At 40.3% G+C, this 16059-nt stretch carries 17 protein-coding genes and 1 pseudogene; 9 read left to right on the top strand and 9 right to left on the bottom strand.

The features are described 5' to 3' along the window. Positions 1-116 (bottom strand): annotated as a pseudogene (locus tag ABMY41_RS17015) (IS5/IS1182 family transposase); the annotation flags it as partial. 282 nt (positions 117-398) lie between these two features. On the opposite strand from ABMY41_RS17015, the gene ABMY41_RS17010 reads away from it, so the two are divergent. Next, on the top strand, positions 399-755 hold the full coding sequence (locus ABMY41_RS17010) for a helix-turn-helix domain-containing protein (RefSeq protein ID WP_054553546.1): 357 nt from the start codon (positions 399-401) through the stop codon (positions 753-755). Between the two features lie 21 nt (positions 756-776). Then, positions 777-1229 (top strand): hypothetical protein, encoded by a 453-nt coding sequence (locus ABMY41_RS17005; protein ID WP_349275567.1) that lies wholly within the window; start codon positions 777-779, stop codon positions 1227-1229. Positions 1230-1273: 44 nt separating this feature from the next. On the opposite strand, the gene ABMY41_RS17000 is transcribed toward ABMY41_RS17005, so the two are convergent. The 3 genes from ABMY41_RS17000 to ABMY41_RS16990 form a co-directional block, all read right to left on the bottom strand. After that, positions 1274-2335 carry an acyl-CoA desaturase gene (locus tag ABMY41_RS17000; RefSeq protein ID WP_349275566.1) on the bottom strand — a complete coding sequence of 354 codons (1062 nt, stop codon included), beginning with the start codon at positions 2333-2335 and terminating at the stop codon, positions 1274-1276. Continuing rightward, positions 2332-3375: an iron-sulfur cluster-binding domain-containing protein gene (locus ABMY41_RS16995; RefSeq protein ID WP_349275564.1), complete on the bottom strand. Its 1044-nt coding sequence runs from the start codon at positions 3373-3375 to the stop codon at positions 2332-2334. Before ABMY41_RS16995 ends, ABMY41_RS17000 begins: the two co-directional genes overlap by 4 nt. A 413-nt stretch (positions 3376-3788) precedes the next feature. Then, entirely contained in the window at positions 3789-4001 is a 213-nt protein-coding gene (locus tag ABMY41_RS16990) for a DUF2061 domain-containing protein (protein WP_175078744.1), read from the bottom strand. Positions 4002-4475: 474 nt separating this feature from the next. On the opposite strand from ABMY41_RS16990, the gene ABMY41_RS16985 reads away from it, so the two are divergent. Then, entirely contained in the window at positions 4476-5027 is a 552-nt protein-coding gene (locus tag ABMY41_RS16985) for a cytochrome b (protein ID WP_349275562.1), read from the top strand. 288 nt (positions 5028-5315) lie between these two features. Then, a complete protein-coding gene (locus tag ABMY41_RS16980) occupies positions 5316-5615 on the top strand; it encodes a hypothetical protein (RefSeq protein ID WP_349275560.1) in 300 nt (99 codons plus the stop codon). Between the two features lie 87 nt (positions 5616-5702). Here the strand turns inward: ABMY41_RS16980 and ABMY41_RS16975 are convergent, their stop codons facing one another. From ABMY41_RS16975 to exbB, 5 genes are read right to left on the bottom strand one after another with little or no spacing between them, the layout of a single operon-like run. Next, a complete protein-coding gene (locus ABMY41_RS16975) occupies positions 5703-6152 on the bottom strand; it encodes a YbaN family protein (protein ID WP_287245732.1) in 450 nt (149 codons plus the stop codon). Next, the gene (locus ABMY41_RS16970) at positions 6145-6750 is read right to left on the bottom strand and encodes a biliverdin-producing heme oxygenase (RefSeq protein WP_349275559.1); all 606 of its coding nucleotides are present in this window, start codon (positions 6748-6750) and stop codon (positions 6145-6147) included. Before ABMY41_RS16970 ends, ABMY41_RS16975 begins: the two co-directional genes overlap by 8 nt. Before the next feature lie 23 nt (positions 6751-6773). After that, positions 6774-7628, bottom strand: a complete 855-nt coding sequence (locus tag ABMY41_RS16965; protein ID WP_349275557.1) for a TonB family protein — start codon at positions 7626-7628, stop codon at positions 6774-6776. Next, positions 7628-8059, bottom strand: a complete 432-nt coding sequence (locus ABMY41_RS16960) for a biopolymer transporter ExbD (RefSeq protein ID WP_248526279.1) — start codon at positions 8057-8059, stop codon at positions 7628-7630. Before ABMY41_RS16960 ends, ABMY41_RS16965 begins: the two co-directional genes overlap by 1 nt. 4 nt (positions 8060-8063) lie before the next feature. Further along, the gene (exbB, locus tag ABMY41_RS16955; protein WP_349275555.1) at positions 8064-8936 is read right to left on the bottom strand and encodes a tonB-system energizer ExbB; all 873 of its coding nucleotides are present in this window, start codon (positions 8934-8936) and stop codon (positions 8064-8066) included. A 286-nt stretch (positions 8937-9222) separates the two neighbouring features. Between exbB and ABMY41_RS16950 the strand changes: the two genes are divergently transcribed. From ABMY41_RS16950 to ABMY41_RS16930, 5 genes are all read left to right on the top strand, one after another. Next, complete coding sequence (locus tag ABMY41_RS16950) at positions 9223-9726, top strand: sigma-70 family RNA polymerase sigma factor (protein WP_287245722.1); 504 nt, start codon at positions 9223-9225, stop codon at positions 9724-9726. A 6-nt stretch (positions 9727-9732) separates the two neighbouring features. Further along, positions 9733-10698 carry a FecR domain-containing protein gene (locus tag ABMY41_RS16945; RefSeq protein ID WP_287245720.1) on the top strand — a complete coding sequence of 322 codons (966 nt, stop codon included), beginning with the start codon at positions 9733-9735 and terminating at the stop codon, positions 10696-10698. A 101-nt stretch (positions 10699-10799) separates the two neighbouring features. Continuing rightward, positions 10800-13304: a TonB-dependent receptor gene (locus tag ABMY41_RS16940; RefSeq protein WP_349275553.1), complete on the top strand. Its 2505-nt coding sequence runs from the start codon at positions 10800-10802 to the stop codon at positions 13302-13304. A gap of 17 nt (positions 13305-13321) precedes the next feature. Further along, positions 13322-15274: a choice-of-anchor tandem repeat GloVer-containing protein gene (locus tag ABMY41_RS16935; RefSeq protein ID WP_289097263.1), complete on the top strand. Its 1953-nt coding sequence runs from the start codon at positions 13322-13324 to the stop codon at positions 15272-15274. 106 nt (positions 15275-15380) lie between these two features. Further along, positions 15381-16019 carry a heme acquisition protein HasA gene (locus tag ABMY41_RS16930; protein ID WP_187489367.1) on the top strand — a complete coding sequence of 213 codons (639 nt, stop codon included), beginning with the start codon at positions 15381-15383 and terminating at the stop codon, positions 16017-16019. Positions 16020-16059: the final 40 nt, after the last annotated feature.

Here is a 16059-nt window from a genome sequence, read left to right as displayed (position 1 = left end):
CCGTGAGTACATTCGTTATACCAATGACGCGTTGCTTTTTCGTCAAACCAGAAGCGAATATTACCGCGGTTAACGAGGGCTTGATTATAGTGAGACCAGTTTGTGATTTTGCTCATTGTTGTTGCACAGGCTAGTAGGATATAGATGATCTGATCACAGGCTGGCAAGATAGTTCAAACTTTTAGGAAACAACGCCGATTAAAGCAGCATTTAACTTACCTTCAGAAAAAGGGTAATAGTGATGTGCGTTAAGAATTAATACGTTTTTCATAGTTGAGTATCCGTTTGCTAATTACTTTATCGTGTTCAAAATACATTCTGTGGTATATAATAGTAACCTAGATTATTTAATCAACCAGTCACCTTTTTGTAACTAGTCTGAAAAATGTGAGGATGTTTTGGAAAGTTCAGTAGAAACAGATAGTAAGGGTAGAAAAAAAGTTTTAAATGCTTGCATGGAACCGTGTGCTATTGAAAAAGGCATGCGTTTGATTGGCGGTAAATGGACTGGCTCTATTATCTATCATTTAAAAGATGGCCCTGTGCGTTTTAATGATTTAACGCGCATGCTGGGTGGTGCAAGCAAAAAGATGATAGACCAGCGTCTAAAAGAGCTTGAAAGTAGAGCGATGATCACCCGTCATGTTATTAGCACGCGCCCGATAGCAGTGACCTATGAACTTACTGATTTTGGCCGCTCAGCACTGCATATACTCGATGAATTACGGGTTTGGTCTGAATCGAATGAGATTTAATTAGCTTAGAGAGAGCAGGGAATGCATAAGGCACAATTTGGAGAGGTTGAATCAATTAAAAAGCCACCTCACTATGAGGCGATTCATCAACTTGCGCTTGATATTGTTAATGCTAACAATAAACAACAAGAGTGGGCGGCGTACAATCAAATAAAAGAAATCTGCGACAAGTTTGCAGGCACACCGCTTGATCATCCGTTTCAGTGGGAAACGCTTGCTGACTTTACCTATCATAATCCAGAAATTGCACTTATCTATTATTTCAAGGCGCTAGAGTTAGCAATGCTATTCAAACTAGAGGATTATTTAGCGTCGATTAATTTTGCGATTGCAGAGAATTACCTAGAGAAAGCCGATAAGGCCCAAGCGCTAAATTTTGCTAATACAGCTTTAACTTTCGCGGAACAAGCAGCAGATGATGAATTACAGTTAGATATTAACGAGCTGATTCTCGAAGCTAATTCCTTGCCATAAAATTATTTATAAAAAAGCCAGCGCTATGCACTGGCGTGTCTTAATTACGGAAAAGAGTAGCGTGCAATTCGTTTTACTACAGAAAAGTACTGGCGAAAGAAGCCGCCGGTATTGTAGTGAATACCGTGCTCTTTAAAGATAGCTTGCACCTTAGGGGCAATTTCGCGGTAGCGTTTTGCGGGTAAATCAGGGAATAAGTGATGCTCTATTTGATAGCTCAAGTGCCCAGTCATTACATGAAACAGGTTACCCCCTTTGATATTTGATGAGCCCAACGCTTGGCGGTAATACCACTGGCCTTGTGATTCATTTTCGCAGTCTTGCTGGTTAAATGTTTCAACTTCACCGGTAAAGTGCCCGCAAAAGATAATGGTTGAGGTCCACAGGTTACGTAATAAATTAGCGGCAAGGTTGCCCGCCAAAACCCACAAAAATAAAGGCCCAGCAAGCAATGGAAAGAGCAGGTAGTCTTTCACTAGCTGGCGTGCACCTTTACTAAAAAAGCGCTTTTTAAGTTCGCTGTGCGGTACTTTGTAATCGCGGTCATCTTTTTTCTTGCCAAAAAATACTCGCTCGGCTGCCATTTCATGGTACGACACACCCCATTGGAACAGCACACTGAGCAATAGGTAAGTGACAAATTGCCACAGGTTTTTTACTCGCCAACGAAAGTCATTCGATAAGCGCAGTAATCCATAGCCGAAGTCGCGATCTTTACCAATAATATTGGTATAGGTGTGGTGCTCGTAGTTGTGAACGCGGTTCCAACTAGCCCCATCGCACGCTATATCCCACTCGTAAGACTTTGAATTTATGTATTTATCATTCATCCAGTCGTATTGGCCATGCATCACATTGTGGCCAATTTCCATGTTATCTAGGATTTTTGCTGTGGCTAAACTAAGCACACCTAAGAGCCATAAAACAGGCTGAATAAAGCCTAACATTAATAAAATTCGGCCACTCCATTCAAACACTCGCTGGCAAACAATAACGCGGCGAATGTATTTTGCATCTTGCTCACCGAGTTTTGATTTTACATCTGTTTTAACGCTATCGAGTTGAGCTGCTAATTTTTCAAAATTGACTGTTTTTGTTGTGTTCATGCTGATAACTCCACGTCACTGACAGGTTGCGATATACAAAGTTGAATTAACTGCTCTGAGCTATCAGAGAGCTCACCGGTGCGAATATCACGTACGATGCCTTGCTTTTTAACGCATTGGCATTGATGGCAAATTCCCATACCACAGCCAACTGTTACAGGTTGCTTATTCGCTTGTAAGTGGGTCAGTAAGGTTTGTTGGTTATCAATAGTGAATGTTTTGCCCTGATGAGTGAGTGTTAATTCGTGCTTATCAGAGGTTGCTAAAACAGCAGGGACTGCACTGAAATGCTCACTGTCTATAGGCGTATTTAATTGCTTAGCTAAAGCGGCTGCTTGCTTATACAAGGCAACTGGGCCGCACACTAACCAGTGTTTATGCGTATTTGTTGTCAGCCATGTCGTCGCATCGCCATCGTTGTTGCGCTCAAGTAAGTGATAATCAAAATTGCTCAGCGATTGCTTTAGTTGCTCAAGTTCATCTTTAAGCCAGTGGCTGTTCGGCTTTGCATAATAAAGCAGGGTTATAGTTTGTTTGCTATCAGCAGGTATTGATTTAAGCATGGCTATAAATGGCGTAATGCCTGAGCCACCGGCAAGCATGATTAAAGAGCGCGCGGTATTTGGCATTACAAACTGGCCTTTAGGCTCAGAAATATTAAGCCATTGCCCTGGCCTCAAGTTTGTTAGCTTTGACGTAAATGCGCCGAACTCTTGGCTGCGGATCAATAAACGAATTTGTCGCTGCTGCCTTGCCAGTTGTGGTTCGCTTGCGATGGTAAACACACGCGTAAGCAATCGTCCATCAGTTTGGATTGTTAACGCAATGTGCTGGCCTGCTTGATGAACTGGCCATGTTTTTTCTGGCTCAATAATCAACTTAACGCTTTGTTCAGCAAACACCTGTACATGTTTTACTTGTGCACGAAAGTAGCCTTCGCGCCAGCCTGGTTTAAAGCATTGAACCACCGGCTCCCAGTATCCTGCCCAAGATTGATGATGCAGTAAATGTTTTGATAATGAATTTAATAACGCTCTCATTTTTTGCCTTTAGCTTACAAGTGTACGCTCACTTGGCGCACAAGTGTAAGCTGAAAGCTGGTAATTGCAAGCCTAATTTGAGTATTAGCTCTAAATTAAAAGGGCTTGACCTTGCTATTAGGGGGTTATATTTAATGAAAAAAGAATGGATTAATTTTCTTTTTTATTTAATTCAAGGTTATATGTTTATTTTGTTTAGTTTTAATTGCCATGCATCTAGGGAAGGGAGTTTTGAGCTCTTTTACAAGAAGTATTAAAAGGGCTCGTTAATTTCGGCTAATAATTAAAAAACAGCTTTAGCCTTTTTGCTCTGAATCTCTGCCACCGGCTCTAGTGGCAAAGCTTAATTTACAGTCCGAGGTGTAAGGTGGGGATATTCGTTGGTTTGTGAGCCAATTCAATCTAGTTAATTCTTATGCAAACATTATCCCATCTGAGTCTTGTTTAAAGTTATTCTGACTCTCAACTTTACGCCACACTTTTTCGTGGAAGTAAAACGCAACAGTGTTCACAGCTGGCTCAACAATAGCGACCAAGCCACCAATTAAAAAACTACCTGTTAAAAAGTAAGTCACTGTAAAAGCGATTGCGAAGTGCATCATTGCAAAAGTAACTGTCTTGATCATTTTGAATACCCTAACTCTCATAATTTGATGAGTTTAGTATTGCTCATTATTTTTAATCTTTAAAATGGAATAAAAAGATTGTTGCAATCGAAAAAATCGGATGTTAATTTTCACTGTAATGTTCAGAAAGTTTTATTTCAAAGTCTACGAACTCAAATAGAAGTAGATGGTGAGAGTTGTTCGTAAATATGCATTTCAGTTGGGGTAATAAACTGCGTATTGCCATCGATAATGCATGGCGAGGCTTTAGGGCAATTAAGGAGTAGAAAGCTTATTTAATCAAATTACTTAAGTTTATTTTAAGTTTAAACAAGTACAGTAAAGTTTCGCTAATAAGTAAACAAGATAATTTAAGATAGCTCATTTTTTGTTTTAGATCATTACAGCAAGAGCGCTCAAAGGATAGCGTAATTGTGAGTCTATATTACGTATAAATTTAGCACTTATCTCAACGCGTTTTACGAAAGGGGCACTATGAAGATTAAAAATACAACGACTCATTACAGTTCGTTCTCGATATTATTGCACTGGCTTATGTTTATTCTAATCGTCACTGTTTTTGGCAGTATTGAATTGCGAGAGTTATTTGATAAAGGCACGGAAACACGAGATGCTTTTAAAATGTGGCATTTTATGTTGGGTTTATCTGTTTTAGCTCTAGTAGTTGTAAGGTTAGTGGGACGTGTGCTGGCAGGCTCAACGCCTGCAATAAAACCTGAGCCTGCAAAGTGGCAAAATGCATTAGCCAAACTTGTGCACCTTGCGCTCTATGCCTTCATGATTGCAATGCCAATTGCAGGTTGGCTGATATTGAGTATGGCTGGTAAACCCGTGCCATTTTTTGGCTTAGAGCTACCTCCATTAGCAAGTGAAAATAAAGATCTTGCTAAAACTATCAAAGAAATACACGAGACTGTGGGTGAAGTAGGTTATTACTTAATAGGCTTGCATGCCGCTGCTGCATTATTCCATCATTACATTTTGGCTGATGACACTTTAAAACGTATGTTGCCTTTAAAAAAGTAAAGTTTAGTTAGGTCATCATAGATAAGCCTTGAAATCCCATACTAGGATTTATCAGGGCTTGCTCATGACGCAACGAGGCTACTCATTTCTTTCTCAATTTTCACTTTAAGTATTTCGTAACACAGAGATGAAAGTTATTTGTGTTACTTACCATTTGTTACCATCACATAAGCCTAGTTAGTGTTAGGTCAAACACTAACGAGGAAACTCATGAGTACATCAAAATCACAATTCATCAGAGAGTATCAACGCGCGAGTAAATCACCTTGAGATGACAACTCAACCATTTTGCTTTTAGCAGATGTTGATGAAGCGTCTACAAACGATTCAATCGAGCTTAGTTTTAGCCATTACATTTATATGCACAGAGATAGGGTAGGCAGTGTATTGGGTATAAGCATCTCAAAGCAGCTTTTTGATGATAATCCTGATTTTTCAGGGCGCTATTTAGATGGTGTAGAAATGTATGCTTTTTTGCTTCTGTACATTGAGCAAATAAAAGAATTCTGTCATTTATTTTCAGCAGAGTTCGAAGCGATATTTTTAATTGAACCAACAACTTTCTTCAGTCACGCTGAAGAGAGCTGAATAGAAATCATCGAAAAAAGTTAAACTGGCGAACCTTCGGGTTCGCTTTCTTAATATTTCAATTAGTTATAACTTTATGTGGCTAGCTTAGTGTTTTTCAGGCTCACTCGCAACCGGCCTTGATAATACATACCAAGCTGACAATAGCATGAACAAAGCGACTGCTGTTGTAAGCGGCCATGATGGTGACGCACCAAGGTAAAATAATATGAAGCCTACTGCCATTCCCACACAGGCAATGCATTTAACTTTACGCGAAATCGCGCCATATTGTTGCCAGTTTCTTAATGTTGGTCCGTAATGACGATGATTTAAAAGCCAGGCTTCGAACCGCGATGAAGAGCGCCCAAAGCAATAAACAGCAACAATTAAAAAAACAGTCGTAGGCATCACGGGTAGGATCGCACCTATAATTCCAAGCCCTGTAAAAATTAAACCTGTGAGAAAGAATAGTGCCTTGAGTACTTTGGAACCTTCAGTCATTCCGTGTGCGTTTTTTATTTTGTTGCTGCTCATTTTTATTTTTGGCTTATGCAAATGTTTTATCGACTAGCTCACGAACAAACGAAAATGCTTGTTGAGCAGCAATAAGAGCATGTTTTCTTTGTAAATCATCAAGCTCTATTTTATTGATTGAATTAGAAAACTGTTGCCATGCAGCACCGCGGCCTTGTTCGGCAGGTGCTAAATGTCTAGCTCCAAATGTCTCCGATAAATCAATACGTTTGGCGGCTTTTAATAAATATTCTGCACCAAGGTTTGATCCTTCAACTACATACAACCACGCTAAGCCTTGTTCAAATGTGAATGTGCGCTTATCAGAGTATTGCTTACGAATTTCATCGGCCTGCTGCTTAAATAATAAATCGCATAAATCATCGTACACAGCATCTAAGCGCTGCATACCTGCAAGCCCTGCAATGCAATCTTGAAACCTTTGATCATGATATAAAGGGGCGACCGTAATATGAAATGCTAGCTGTACTTGTAAAAACAATGCATAGCGTTCAATGCTTGAAAAAGGCCTTTTAGTCATAATCGCTTTATCTAAACCATCATGAATAGAAGTTGTTTCTGCTTTCAGCTGGGCTGTTAAAGTGTTCTCTTTAATTGTTTCCATATCCAATGAAGACATGATTAACTCCGTGTAGCTAATATTTAATTTATAAAAAATTCAACAGGTAAGGTGAGCGTTAATGTAGTACCTGCTATTTCGTCTGGGGGTAAGGGTAATGGTTCTGCGCGTTTGACCAGAGCAAGTACCTCTTTATCAAGGGATGACACACCGCTTGCTCTAAATAAAGAGACTGCAATTACTTGGCCTTCTCGATCCATTGTAAATTTGACCCAAGGCACGCCCTGCTGACGTTTCAGTTTTGCCATTCGAGGATAGCGTTTACGTCTTTCAAGGTGAGCTGATAATTGCATTTGCCAGCGCTGCTTAGCCTCAGCTTGTTGCTTGCTAAATACATTACTAACTGGGCCTGTACGCTGTTCTGCTGGAGCTGCATCAATTGATTTTGGTGCTGTAGTCTGTGCAACTTCTCTGTCGTTCTGAGAATTTTGTTCTGTCTGTTCAACTTTCTCTTTAACAGGCTTAGTGTCATCAACAGCTGTTTCTTGCACTTTTTCGACTTTAGCTACTTTGGTTTTTTTAGTTACTTTAGGCTTTGTAATTTTAATCTCAGACTGCTTGGCTATAAGCTCTGGTTGCTCGAGTTTAGGCTGTTCTTTAGGTTTGGGTTTAGGCTTACTCTCAGCAGAGGATTGACTCGCCATCTGCTGTTCAGGCCCCTCTGGTAGCGCATTTTTTGGCACTTTAGGTGCGGCTACCATACTAATAACGACGGCATCAGGCATTGCGGCATGTGTCGTTTGTGTTATAGCAACTGCAGGGCTCATAATAAAGTAAGCTGCAACCAACAGATGAACAACTAATACTGTTGAAACACAGAGTAACTGTAATTTACGATAGCCTGTTCTAAGCGTTGGCTGACCAGCTATTATGCTCATTACTGCTGACTCGCTTGTGTTTTTTCTAGCCCAACTAATGCAATGTTCTTATAGCCCGCTTTAGAAAGAATATTCAGCAAATCAACAAAGTCCCCGTAATCTACACTGCGATCAGCGCGAATTAAAATTGCTTGCTCATGAGTGATTTTTTGCTGCAATAACGCTTCAACTAATTCGGTTTTCGCGACAGACTGCTTTTCACCAATAACCAAAGACAAATCTTTTTGTAATGTAAGGTAAGTTGGTTTTTGTTCAGAGGCTTTCGTTTCAGAATCAATACTGGGTAGTTCAACAGGCACACTAACTGTTGCTAATGGTGCGGCAACCATAAAAATTATCAGTAAAACCAACATAACATCAATAAAGGGTGTGACATTAATGTCATGTTGTTCAACTAGTTCTTCATCATCTTGTTGTAAGTTAAAAGACACGGCTTTATTTCCCTGCAGCTTTGATTTGCTGATAGTCAATTAACTGCTCTAGTGGTTTTGCTTGAGTATCTTTTGCTGATAAATCACGGCTAAGGATTGTCATTATGACAGTCACTGTGTCTAATAATTGCGATTTATAGGCTGTTATAGAGCGTGAAAAATAGTTGTACATCACAACTGCGGGTATTGCTGCAACTAAACCTAGGGCCGTTGCAAGTAATGCTTCAGCTATGCCTGGCGCGACAACAGCAAGATTGGTTGTTTGTGTTTTGGCGATGCTTATAAAGCTATTCATAATCCCCCAAACAGTACCAAACAAACCAACAAATGGAGCAACAGAACCAATGGTTGCTAAAACCCCCGTTCCTTTGTTCATATCTGCAGATAGCTCGGCTTTTACCCTATCTAAGCGAGCTGCAACACGCTCTTTTAATGCATCACTCGTCGTTGCGTTTTTACTACTTAAGATAAGCTCATGTAGGCAAGCTTGAATTAATAGTTTTGCTGTACTTGGCTCTTGAGTTAAACCTTGTTCTGCCATTTTTAAGTTATGACTATTTAATAGTTTGACTAATAAAGCCCTGCCTTCACGTTTACTTTTATTAAGATAAATAAGCTTCGCGATAAAAATACCCCAACACATAATAGAAGCTAGTAGCAGGCCAATCATAACGGTTTTAACAATCACATCGGCCGCTAAATACATACCCCAAGGCGACAAATCATGGCTAACAAAAGCTGCGCTGTCGGCTAATTTTGGGCTATCTAATTTAGTTACTTGGCTTACTATTTCATTTGCAGGGTCTTGCTCAGATGAATAACTATGCCCGGAAAAAAAGCCAAAAAGAGCCACAAAAAGCACTACTCCAAATTTCATTAAATCTACTCCAGCCAACTCACAAAAATGGCGAAAAAAATAAACGTCATATTAGATAAGACGCACCAAAATCATTTTCCCGTAATAAAAATTGAATTTTTTTGTCTACGGCGGGCATTTGCTTTAAGCGATTTGTTGTAATTCTCTGATTGAATGGAGGGTTTTGAAAAGAGACTAGCTAAAAGTAGTCATTATCATATTTTAAACAACAAACTTGCCTTGAATAAATAAGAATGGTACGGTAATGATAATTGTTATCATTTGCATTTATTGGTAGAGAACCGCAGTGCTTAATTACACCAGTATGGATCTATTTGTTCGCGAAAATCAATTTTGGCTATTAAGGTTTTTACAGAAGAAACTTAACCTTCATTGCCATCATGATGCACAAGACCTTTCACAAGACACATTTATTCGTGCTCTGACTTCGTCAATTGATTTATTTGAAGTGAAAGAACCTCGTGCTTACCTTGCTACAATTGCAAATCGTTTAATTATCGATAAAGCAAGACGTAAACGCATTGAGCAAGCCTACTTTGAAGCTCAGTTAGAGTCTTCACAAGAATATGCCCCTTCGTGTGAAGAAGTGCATGAAATGATCCAAAAACTAGAGGCGTTATCGCGCTTACTTGAAGGGTTAGCAGATAAACCAAGGCGCGCATTCTTAATGGCAAGGTTAGATGGTTTGAAGTATCAAGAAATTGCCCAGGAACTGAATATATCGGTGAGTATGGTGCAAAAATATATTGCCCAAACATTGCTTCATTGTCACAGTCAATTACTCGATTAAGCCATAATGTCCGTACAGTACCCAGACTACAAATCTAAGCTTGAACAGGCCGCAAATTGGTGTGTTTTACTCAATTCTGACAACTTCACCGATGCCGATATTCAAGCCCATAGTCAGTGGCTCAAAGCCGATCCTGAAAATCAAAAAGCTTACTCAGAATTGCAAGCACTGTGGTGCGAATTTGACAGCACTGATAACAGCCATTTTGATTCGCAAATCCTCAATAGGGTACTAGATAAAGATAAGCCTAAGTCTAATCATTTTGCTAAATCGGTCGTTTTATCGGCTCTTTTTGTCGGGCTTGGGTTCATGGCCAATCATGTAGGTCTAACAGGAGTTAGTTCTGATTATTACACTTTAAAAGGAGAGCAAAAAACTGTTGAGCTTAAAGATGGCTCCATACTGACTCTCAACGCGCAAACCCAAGTGGATATAGAGTTTAGTTCTAAGCAACGATTGATTAAGTTGAATCAGGGAGAAATACATTTAGTGGCAAAAACTAATTCAAGTTGGCCATTAGTGGTGGAAACAGATAAAGCAACGGCAACAGCCTTAGGGACACAATTTTCTGTTAAACGCCACGAACAAGGTACCTTTGTCGTTGTGAGTGAATCAAAAGTAGAACTGTGCTATTTACCTGTTAAAAAATGTGTCGTAGGTAAGGAAGGTCAAGCGATGTCAGTGGCTAAAAGTCAGCTCATTGGGCCAACAGCTGCTAACCCCGATATAGAATTAGCGTGGTTAAATAATAGATTAGTTGCTAATAATATGAGTTTAGCTAGGTTATTAAGTTTGCTTGAGCCTCATTATCAAGGGGTCTTTATTTACAATCAATCCGCACTTGAACATATCCGAGTTTCAGGTGTTTACCCAACAGACAATATTGCTATGGCGCTACAGATGATAGCGTCAGAACCCGCTGTGACCCATACCTCTATCGCCAATTATTTTGAGTATATCTCATTGAAATAAAATAAATTATAAAATTAATTTCATTATTTAATAAATTTTATTACTGCTTTTTGATTTTGCTGCGTCCTATTAATAGCTCTAAAGAATAATGAGAACTATTTATGTTACAAGGCCGCTTATCGCGTTTCATTTTTACAGTCTTGCTATGCCTGCAATTTACATTTTCTGCGAAGGTGTTAGCGGATCAAGCCCACCAACTTGATATACCGCAAGGTAGTTTGGCTGAGGCACTTAATACATTTGCCCTCCAAACAGGCATCTTGCTGCAGTTTGATCCTAAGCAAGTTGGCGATTTGCAATCTACTGGTCTAAAAGGTGAATTCGAACTTGATACAGGGTTCCAACAGCTTCTCTTGGGGACTGGCTTGTATGCCGAGAAAACGGCTAATGGAAGTTATGTTATACGTGCACTCTTAGCCCAATCAAATGGTGAGATTTTACTCGATACCTTAGAGGTTCAGGCTACATCTAATAAGCGTATAGAAATTTATCAATCAGCCTCTTCAAATACTCAACTTGATCAAGCTCAGCTCCAACGCATTGCCCCACGTGATACATCAGATATTTTCTATAACGTTTCAGGTGTTACCACTTCCCAAACTCGGCAGGAGCCTGGGGTTGCAGTAAATGTTCGTGGTTTACAAGACTTTGGTCGAGTTAATGTGATGATCGACGGAGCTAGGCAGAACTTCAAACGCAGTGGTCATGGTGCCAATGGGATGGTTTATTTAGATCCTCAATTACTGTCGAGTGTCGAAATTGCAAAGGGACCAGTAGGCGAAAGTGGTGGTGCTGGCGCGATTGCTGGTGTTGTAAATTTTAAAACGCTTGAATTTGATGATTTGGCGGCTCCAGGTAAAGATCATGGTACTAAGCTAGCCATTTCATCTGGCAACAATGCCTATCATATGCAGGGCTTATTAGCGTCTACTGTGCGTGTGGGAAAAGACCTAGAACTTGTTGCTGCAGTAGGGCATAAGAATGTTGGCCGTTTTAAGCCAGGCCAACATGGCGGTAATGCTGATTCTAGTAGTTACTTTAGTGCAATGAGTAACTTTACCGAGCAAGATAACTGGTCGTCATTGCTCAAAGCTGATTACACAATAAATAAAGAGCAGTCAGTAAAGCTTAGCTATGTCGGTTTTTATGGCAACTTTGAAGAAGGCTCAGCGACATCAGTAGATGCAGAGCCCGAAAGTAGCAGTTCACTCAATAACGATACGATTAAATTAGATTACACATGGGCTGCAAACTCAAATTACCTCAATCTTAATGCCAGTGTTTATTACAACCGCACTCAAATGCGTCAGCATGTTTATGAAATGGGAGAAAGCAGCAATCCCTACGGCGAGTTTGAATTGCAATATGAAACCAACACCCTAGGAATGGTTGTTGATAATCTTGCCTTTTTTAGCCTCAAGCATGATTGGTTAACACAACATGAGTCATTGTTATTACTTACTTTAGGTGGCGAATATTTTAAAGATTGGACAGAGCCTCAAGCAATAAAGCAAACGCCAGGAACTGGCGATCCATCTTGGTTTACAGGTGCAACCCCTGAAGGTGATCGCTCTCTTGGCAGTGCTTATATTCAAGCTGAATGGCAATACGGCGAGCATTTTTCTTTTGAATCAGGTTTGCGCTATGAGCAATTTTCACTGCAAGGAGGTGGAGAAATATACTCTGGTTACATTCTTAACCCTCCCGGAGTTTCGCCTAGTCGCACTTTGATCTATACCGACTTTGACGTTGACCGGCATGAAAATTACCTTTCACCAAATATGCGTTTAGCCTATCGCTTTAACGATAAAATACAAGGCTACTTAAGTTCAGCTCAGGCAGTCAGGCCGCCTGAAATCACAGAGACCTTATTATTTGGTGCTCATGTTGGTAACTCTTTCCCTTTTTACCCAAACCCTGGACTTGAAGCTGAAGAAGCTTGGAATAATGAAATTGGTCTTAATTTTGAGTTGCTTGATATAGCCAAAGGCCACGATTTATTCATTAAAACAGCATGGTTCGAAAATACCATCGATAACTTTATTGTCCAAGGTCGCGTGATGAGACCTACTTCTATTGATGACAATGGAATGACGCTGAGTTATGTCAATTTACAAGATGAGATCCGTTTTGATGGCCTTGAACTGCAAGCTGATTATGAATCAAAAAGGCTATTTGCTGAGCTTAATTACACCAAAATGAATGTTGACCTTGGCAAGGGTGGCTATGATCCATTTCCTCTAGGAAGCCAAGTAGGTTATCCAGAAACAAGTATGGGTCAAGCTGGATCGGGAAGCTTGAACTATATCCCTCCACCAAAACACAGTGGTGCATTGACCCTAGGCTTAAAGTTATTTGAAGACACTTTAAAGTTAGGCGCTCGAATGCGTTACGAAGATAACGACGGTCGTGGTGGCAGCGCTTATGAAGACGTTGTTGACTGGCAAGTTTATGACTTTTGGTTGGAATATCAATTCACATCACAGTTTAAATTACGTATGTCGGTCGACAACCTGACCGATCTCAATTATGCCGAAGCAAATGGTACTTCATATTGGATTGCGCCTGGGCGCACCGCCACTGCTCAATTAACCGCAACATTTTAAATAATAAAGGAATAAAAATGCGACATACCTTTAAGCTAGCCCTTATTACCAGTGCATTGTTTAGCGCAAATCTTGCAAGTGCCGCTGAAATTAACCTACAACAATTACATGCATTTGGTACACCGCCGACTATTATGATGGGCGGCGATAAAGGCATGATGCCTGCAAAACCACCGACATTAAATACCCATAATGGTAAATTAGTAGGTACTTTTCTTTCTGGTGGTGGTAGTGACTTTGCCACGCTAACGCAGTCGGGTATTTATAGCTTCACTCCCCAATTAACCGAAGGCGAGTTAACCGACTACACCACATATATAAACGAAGTTAATAACGACACGCTAGCCTTTGTAACGAATACCGTGGTTGATAGTCAGGGAATTGTTTACGGTGGCGCAAACAGAACATTATTCAAATGGAGTGAAGGTGAAGTAATAGAGGATGCACTATCGCATTTGGATCTCTCTAGTATTAATGGCGGAGACTTCCGAGTACAAGGCTTGATGGCGATAGATGCACAAGACAACATCTATTTTGCCGCTTATGAACGAGGTAGTGATTATAGTGCATTACTGCGCCTTAATAGTGAAGGTGAAATCGCTGTACTGATTGACTTTAGCCGTGATGAATATAAACAGGGCAATATTTTTACTAAAGGTGAAGCGCCTGCCTCACTGATATACAGTGAACAAGATAATGCTATTTATGGCCTTGCGCATAAATCTTCAAAGTCTGATGGAGCAGGCAGTACCGAAGGCTTAGAAGATGGCGACTTCCCAAGCGGCACCTTGTTTAAGCTAGATTTAACCAATGTTAAAACGGATGGCAGCTCAGAAGTACAAATTTTAAAAACCTTTTCTAATAACCTACATGGTCTTATCGATGACCATACCTTAGCAACAAACTCGTTAGTAGAAAGCGGTGATTGGTTATATGGAACGTCAGCTAAAACAGTATGGCGTGCCCACAAAACCAATTTAGACGCATTTACCGTGTTACATACATTTGGTTCAGAACAAGATGAAGCAGAAACAAACCTAAATGGTAAAACGCCAGCGGGCCCACTTGTAGTTGCAGCAGATGGAAATATTTATGGTACAACAACCGCCGGAGGCAGTGACGATAATTCAGGTGTGCTATTTCGCATTAATATAAGTACAGACGCACGTGACCTTGATAAAGAGCAAGACAATTTTCAGCTTGTACTCCACTTTGCAGATCAAGCCTCACCTTTACCAGTAGGTTTAAGTGTTGGTGCGCTAGTGAATGGCGAACAAATTATTTACGGTGCTACCAATGGCGACGCGGCAACAGAAACAGGAAGCGTATATCAATTCACTGTAAAACAACACGCTATGGAGTTTACCACTCAAACTTCAGAAATAACTTTAGGAGAGAGTGTTGAAGTCAACTGGCAGTCAACCAACTTAAGCCAATGTACTGCCAGTGGCGATTGGCAAGGTGCGAAAGAAACCAGTGGTACTGAATCAATTGAGCCAAGCTCTGAAGGTGAACAATCTTATTTATTAAGTTGCCAAGACACTGACCAAAAAACACATGTTCAGTTAGTTAATGTGGTTGTAAATCCAAAACCAGAGCTGAACTTTACTTCTTCAGTTACCGAAATCACCTTAGGAGAAAGCGTAGAGTTAAATTGGCAAACATCTAACTTAAGCCAATGTACGGCTAGTGGTGACTGGGAAGGTGCAAAAGAAACCAGTGGTACCGAAACTATCGAGCCAAGCACTGATGGCAACAAATCATACATTCTAACTTGCCAAGATAACGACCAAACTGACTATGTTCAAACTTTGGATATTTTAGTTAATCCTGCACCAGAACCAGAACCAGAACCAGAACCAGAGCCTGAACCAGAAGATAATAGCAGCAGTGGTGGGGCATTTGGCGGTGTAATCTTTGCTCTTGGCTTATTAGTTGGTAGACGCTTTCGTAACAAAATTAAAAGCTAAATTAGCAACCAGTTTTGCTAATTAACCCAGTCATATCAATCTGGCGCGCAATTGATATGACTATTTCAGACCTCTAGGTCATTACAAAAACAGAAAAGGAAATATTATGTCTATACAAGTTTCATATGGTGCAAATTATAGCTACGGCAGTTTAAATGACTTTTTCACCTACGCAAGTGAGTTTTTTACGGATACAACTTACGATGAAAGCATTGGTAGTTTCGCTGGTACTGAAAATCCAGATCCTATTGTAGATTTAGGTTTTTGGGGGAGCTTTGGCACGTTCTCTGGCACGCAATTTGTGCAAGAGGGCACTTCAAGCGATGGCAGCCTAGGCTTTATCATCCAGGCTGCTGATGGTTCTTACTTAGATTACACCTTCTTCTCTAGCCCATCTCATACAATTTACGGTGAAATTGCCTCAATTTCCTTTGGTTACGGCATCACTCAAGATGCTAACGGTGAATACAGCTTCACTGATGAGTTAGTTAGTTTCGATGGTCTAGATACCATAGGCCTAAATGCCGGTATTGATGCAAGCGGCAATGTGATTGACCGTACAACCGGTGACAATACCACCCATAACATTGTAGATGGCTTAAAAGATGCGGAGTTTGATTACTTCACTACTTTACTATCTGACAATGGAATTGACTTAACCCTAAACGACACTGGTGCTGCTAGCTTTGCATCACTTGACACTATTGGTGTTTCAAGCTTTGTCGAATACGAACTCGTTGCATAATCTAACTGCACTGTAGCTTTGCTGCAGTGCTACTTAAAAT

This window comes from Pseudoalteromonas sp. BZA4 (genome assembly GCF_040104395.1).
Classification (GTDB): Bacteria; Pseudomonadota; Gammaproteobacteria; order Enterobacterales; family Alteromonadaceae; genus Pseudoalteromonas.
This window is presented reverse-complemented; position numbering and strand designations above follow the sequence as displayed.

What these genes read in the sequence shown, in the direction of transcription:
- ABMY41_RS17005 (WP_349275567.1), top strand. Translation starts at nt 777, where the DNA reads ATGCATAAGGCACAATTTGGAGAGGTTGAATCAATTAAAAAGCCACCT.
- ABMY41_RS17000 (WP_349275566.1), bottom strand. Translation starts at nt 2,335, where the DNA reads ATGAACACAACAAAAACAGTCAATTTTGAAAAATTAGCAGCTCAACTC.
- ABMY41_RS16995 (WP_349275564.1), bottom strand. Translation starts at nt 3,375, where the DNA reads ATGAGAGCGTTATTAAATTCATTATCAAAACATTTACTGCATCATCAA.
- ABMY41_RS16990 (WP_175078744.1), bottom strand. Translation starts at nt 4,001, where the DNA reads ATGATCAAGACAGTTACTTTTGCAATGATGCACTTCGCAATCGCTTTT.
- ABMY41_RS16985 (WP_349275562.1), top strand. Translation starts at nt 4,476, where the DNA reads ATGAAGATTAAAAATACAACGACTCATTACAGTTCGTTCTCGATATTA.
- ABMY41_RS16970 (WP_349275559.1), bottom strand. Translation starts at nt 6,750, where the DNA reads ATGTCTTCATTGGATATGGAAACAATTAAAGAGAACACTTTAACAGCC.
- ABMY41_RS16965 (WP_349275557.1), bottom strand. Translation starts at nt 7,628, where the DNA reads ATGAGCATAATAGCTGGTCAGCCAACGCTTAGAACAGGCTATCGTAAA.
- exbB (WP_349275555.1), bottom strand. Translation starts at nt 8,936, where the DNA reads ATGAAATTTGGAGTAGTGCTTTTTGTGGCTCTTTTTGGCTTTTTTTCC.
- ABMY41_RS16945 (WP_287245720.1), top strand. Translation starts at nt 9,733, where the DNA reads ATGTCCGTACAGTACCCAGACTACAAATCTAAGCTTGAACAGGCCGCA.
- ABMY41_RS16940 (WP_349275553.1), top strand. Translation starts at nt 10,800, where the DNA reads ATGTTACAAGGCCGCTTATCGCGTTTCATTTTTACAGTCTTGCTATGC.
- ABMY41_RS16935 (WP_289097263.1), top strand. Translation starts at nt 13,322, where the DNA reads ATGCGACATACCTTTAAGCTAGCCCTTATTACCAGTGCATTGTTTAGC.
- ABMY41_RS16930 (WP_187489367.1), top strand. Translation starts at nt 15,381, where the DNA reads ATGTCTATACAAGTTTCATATGGTGCAAATTATAGCTACGGCAGTTTA.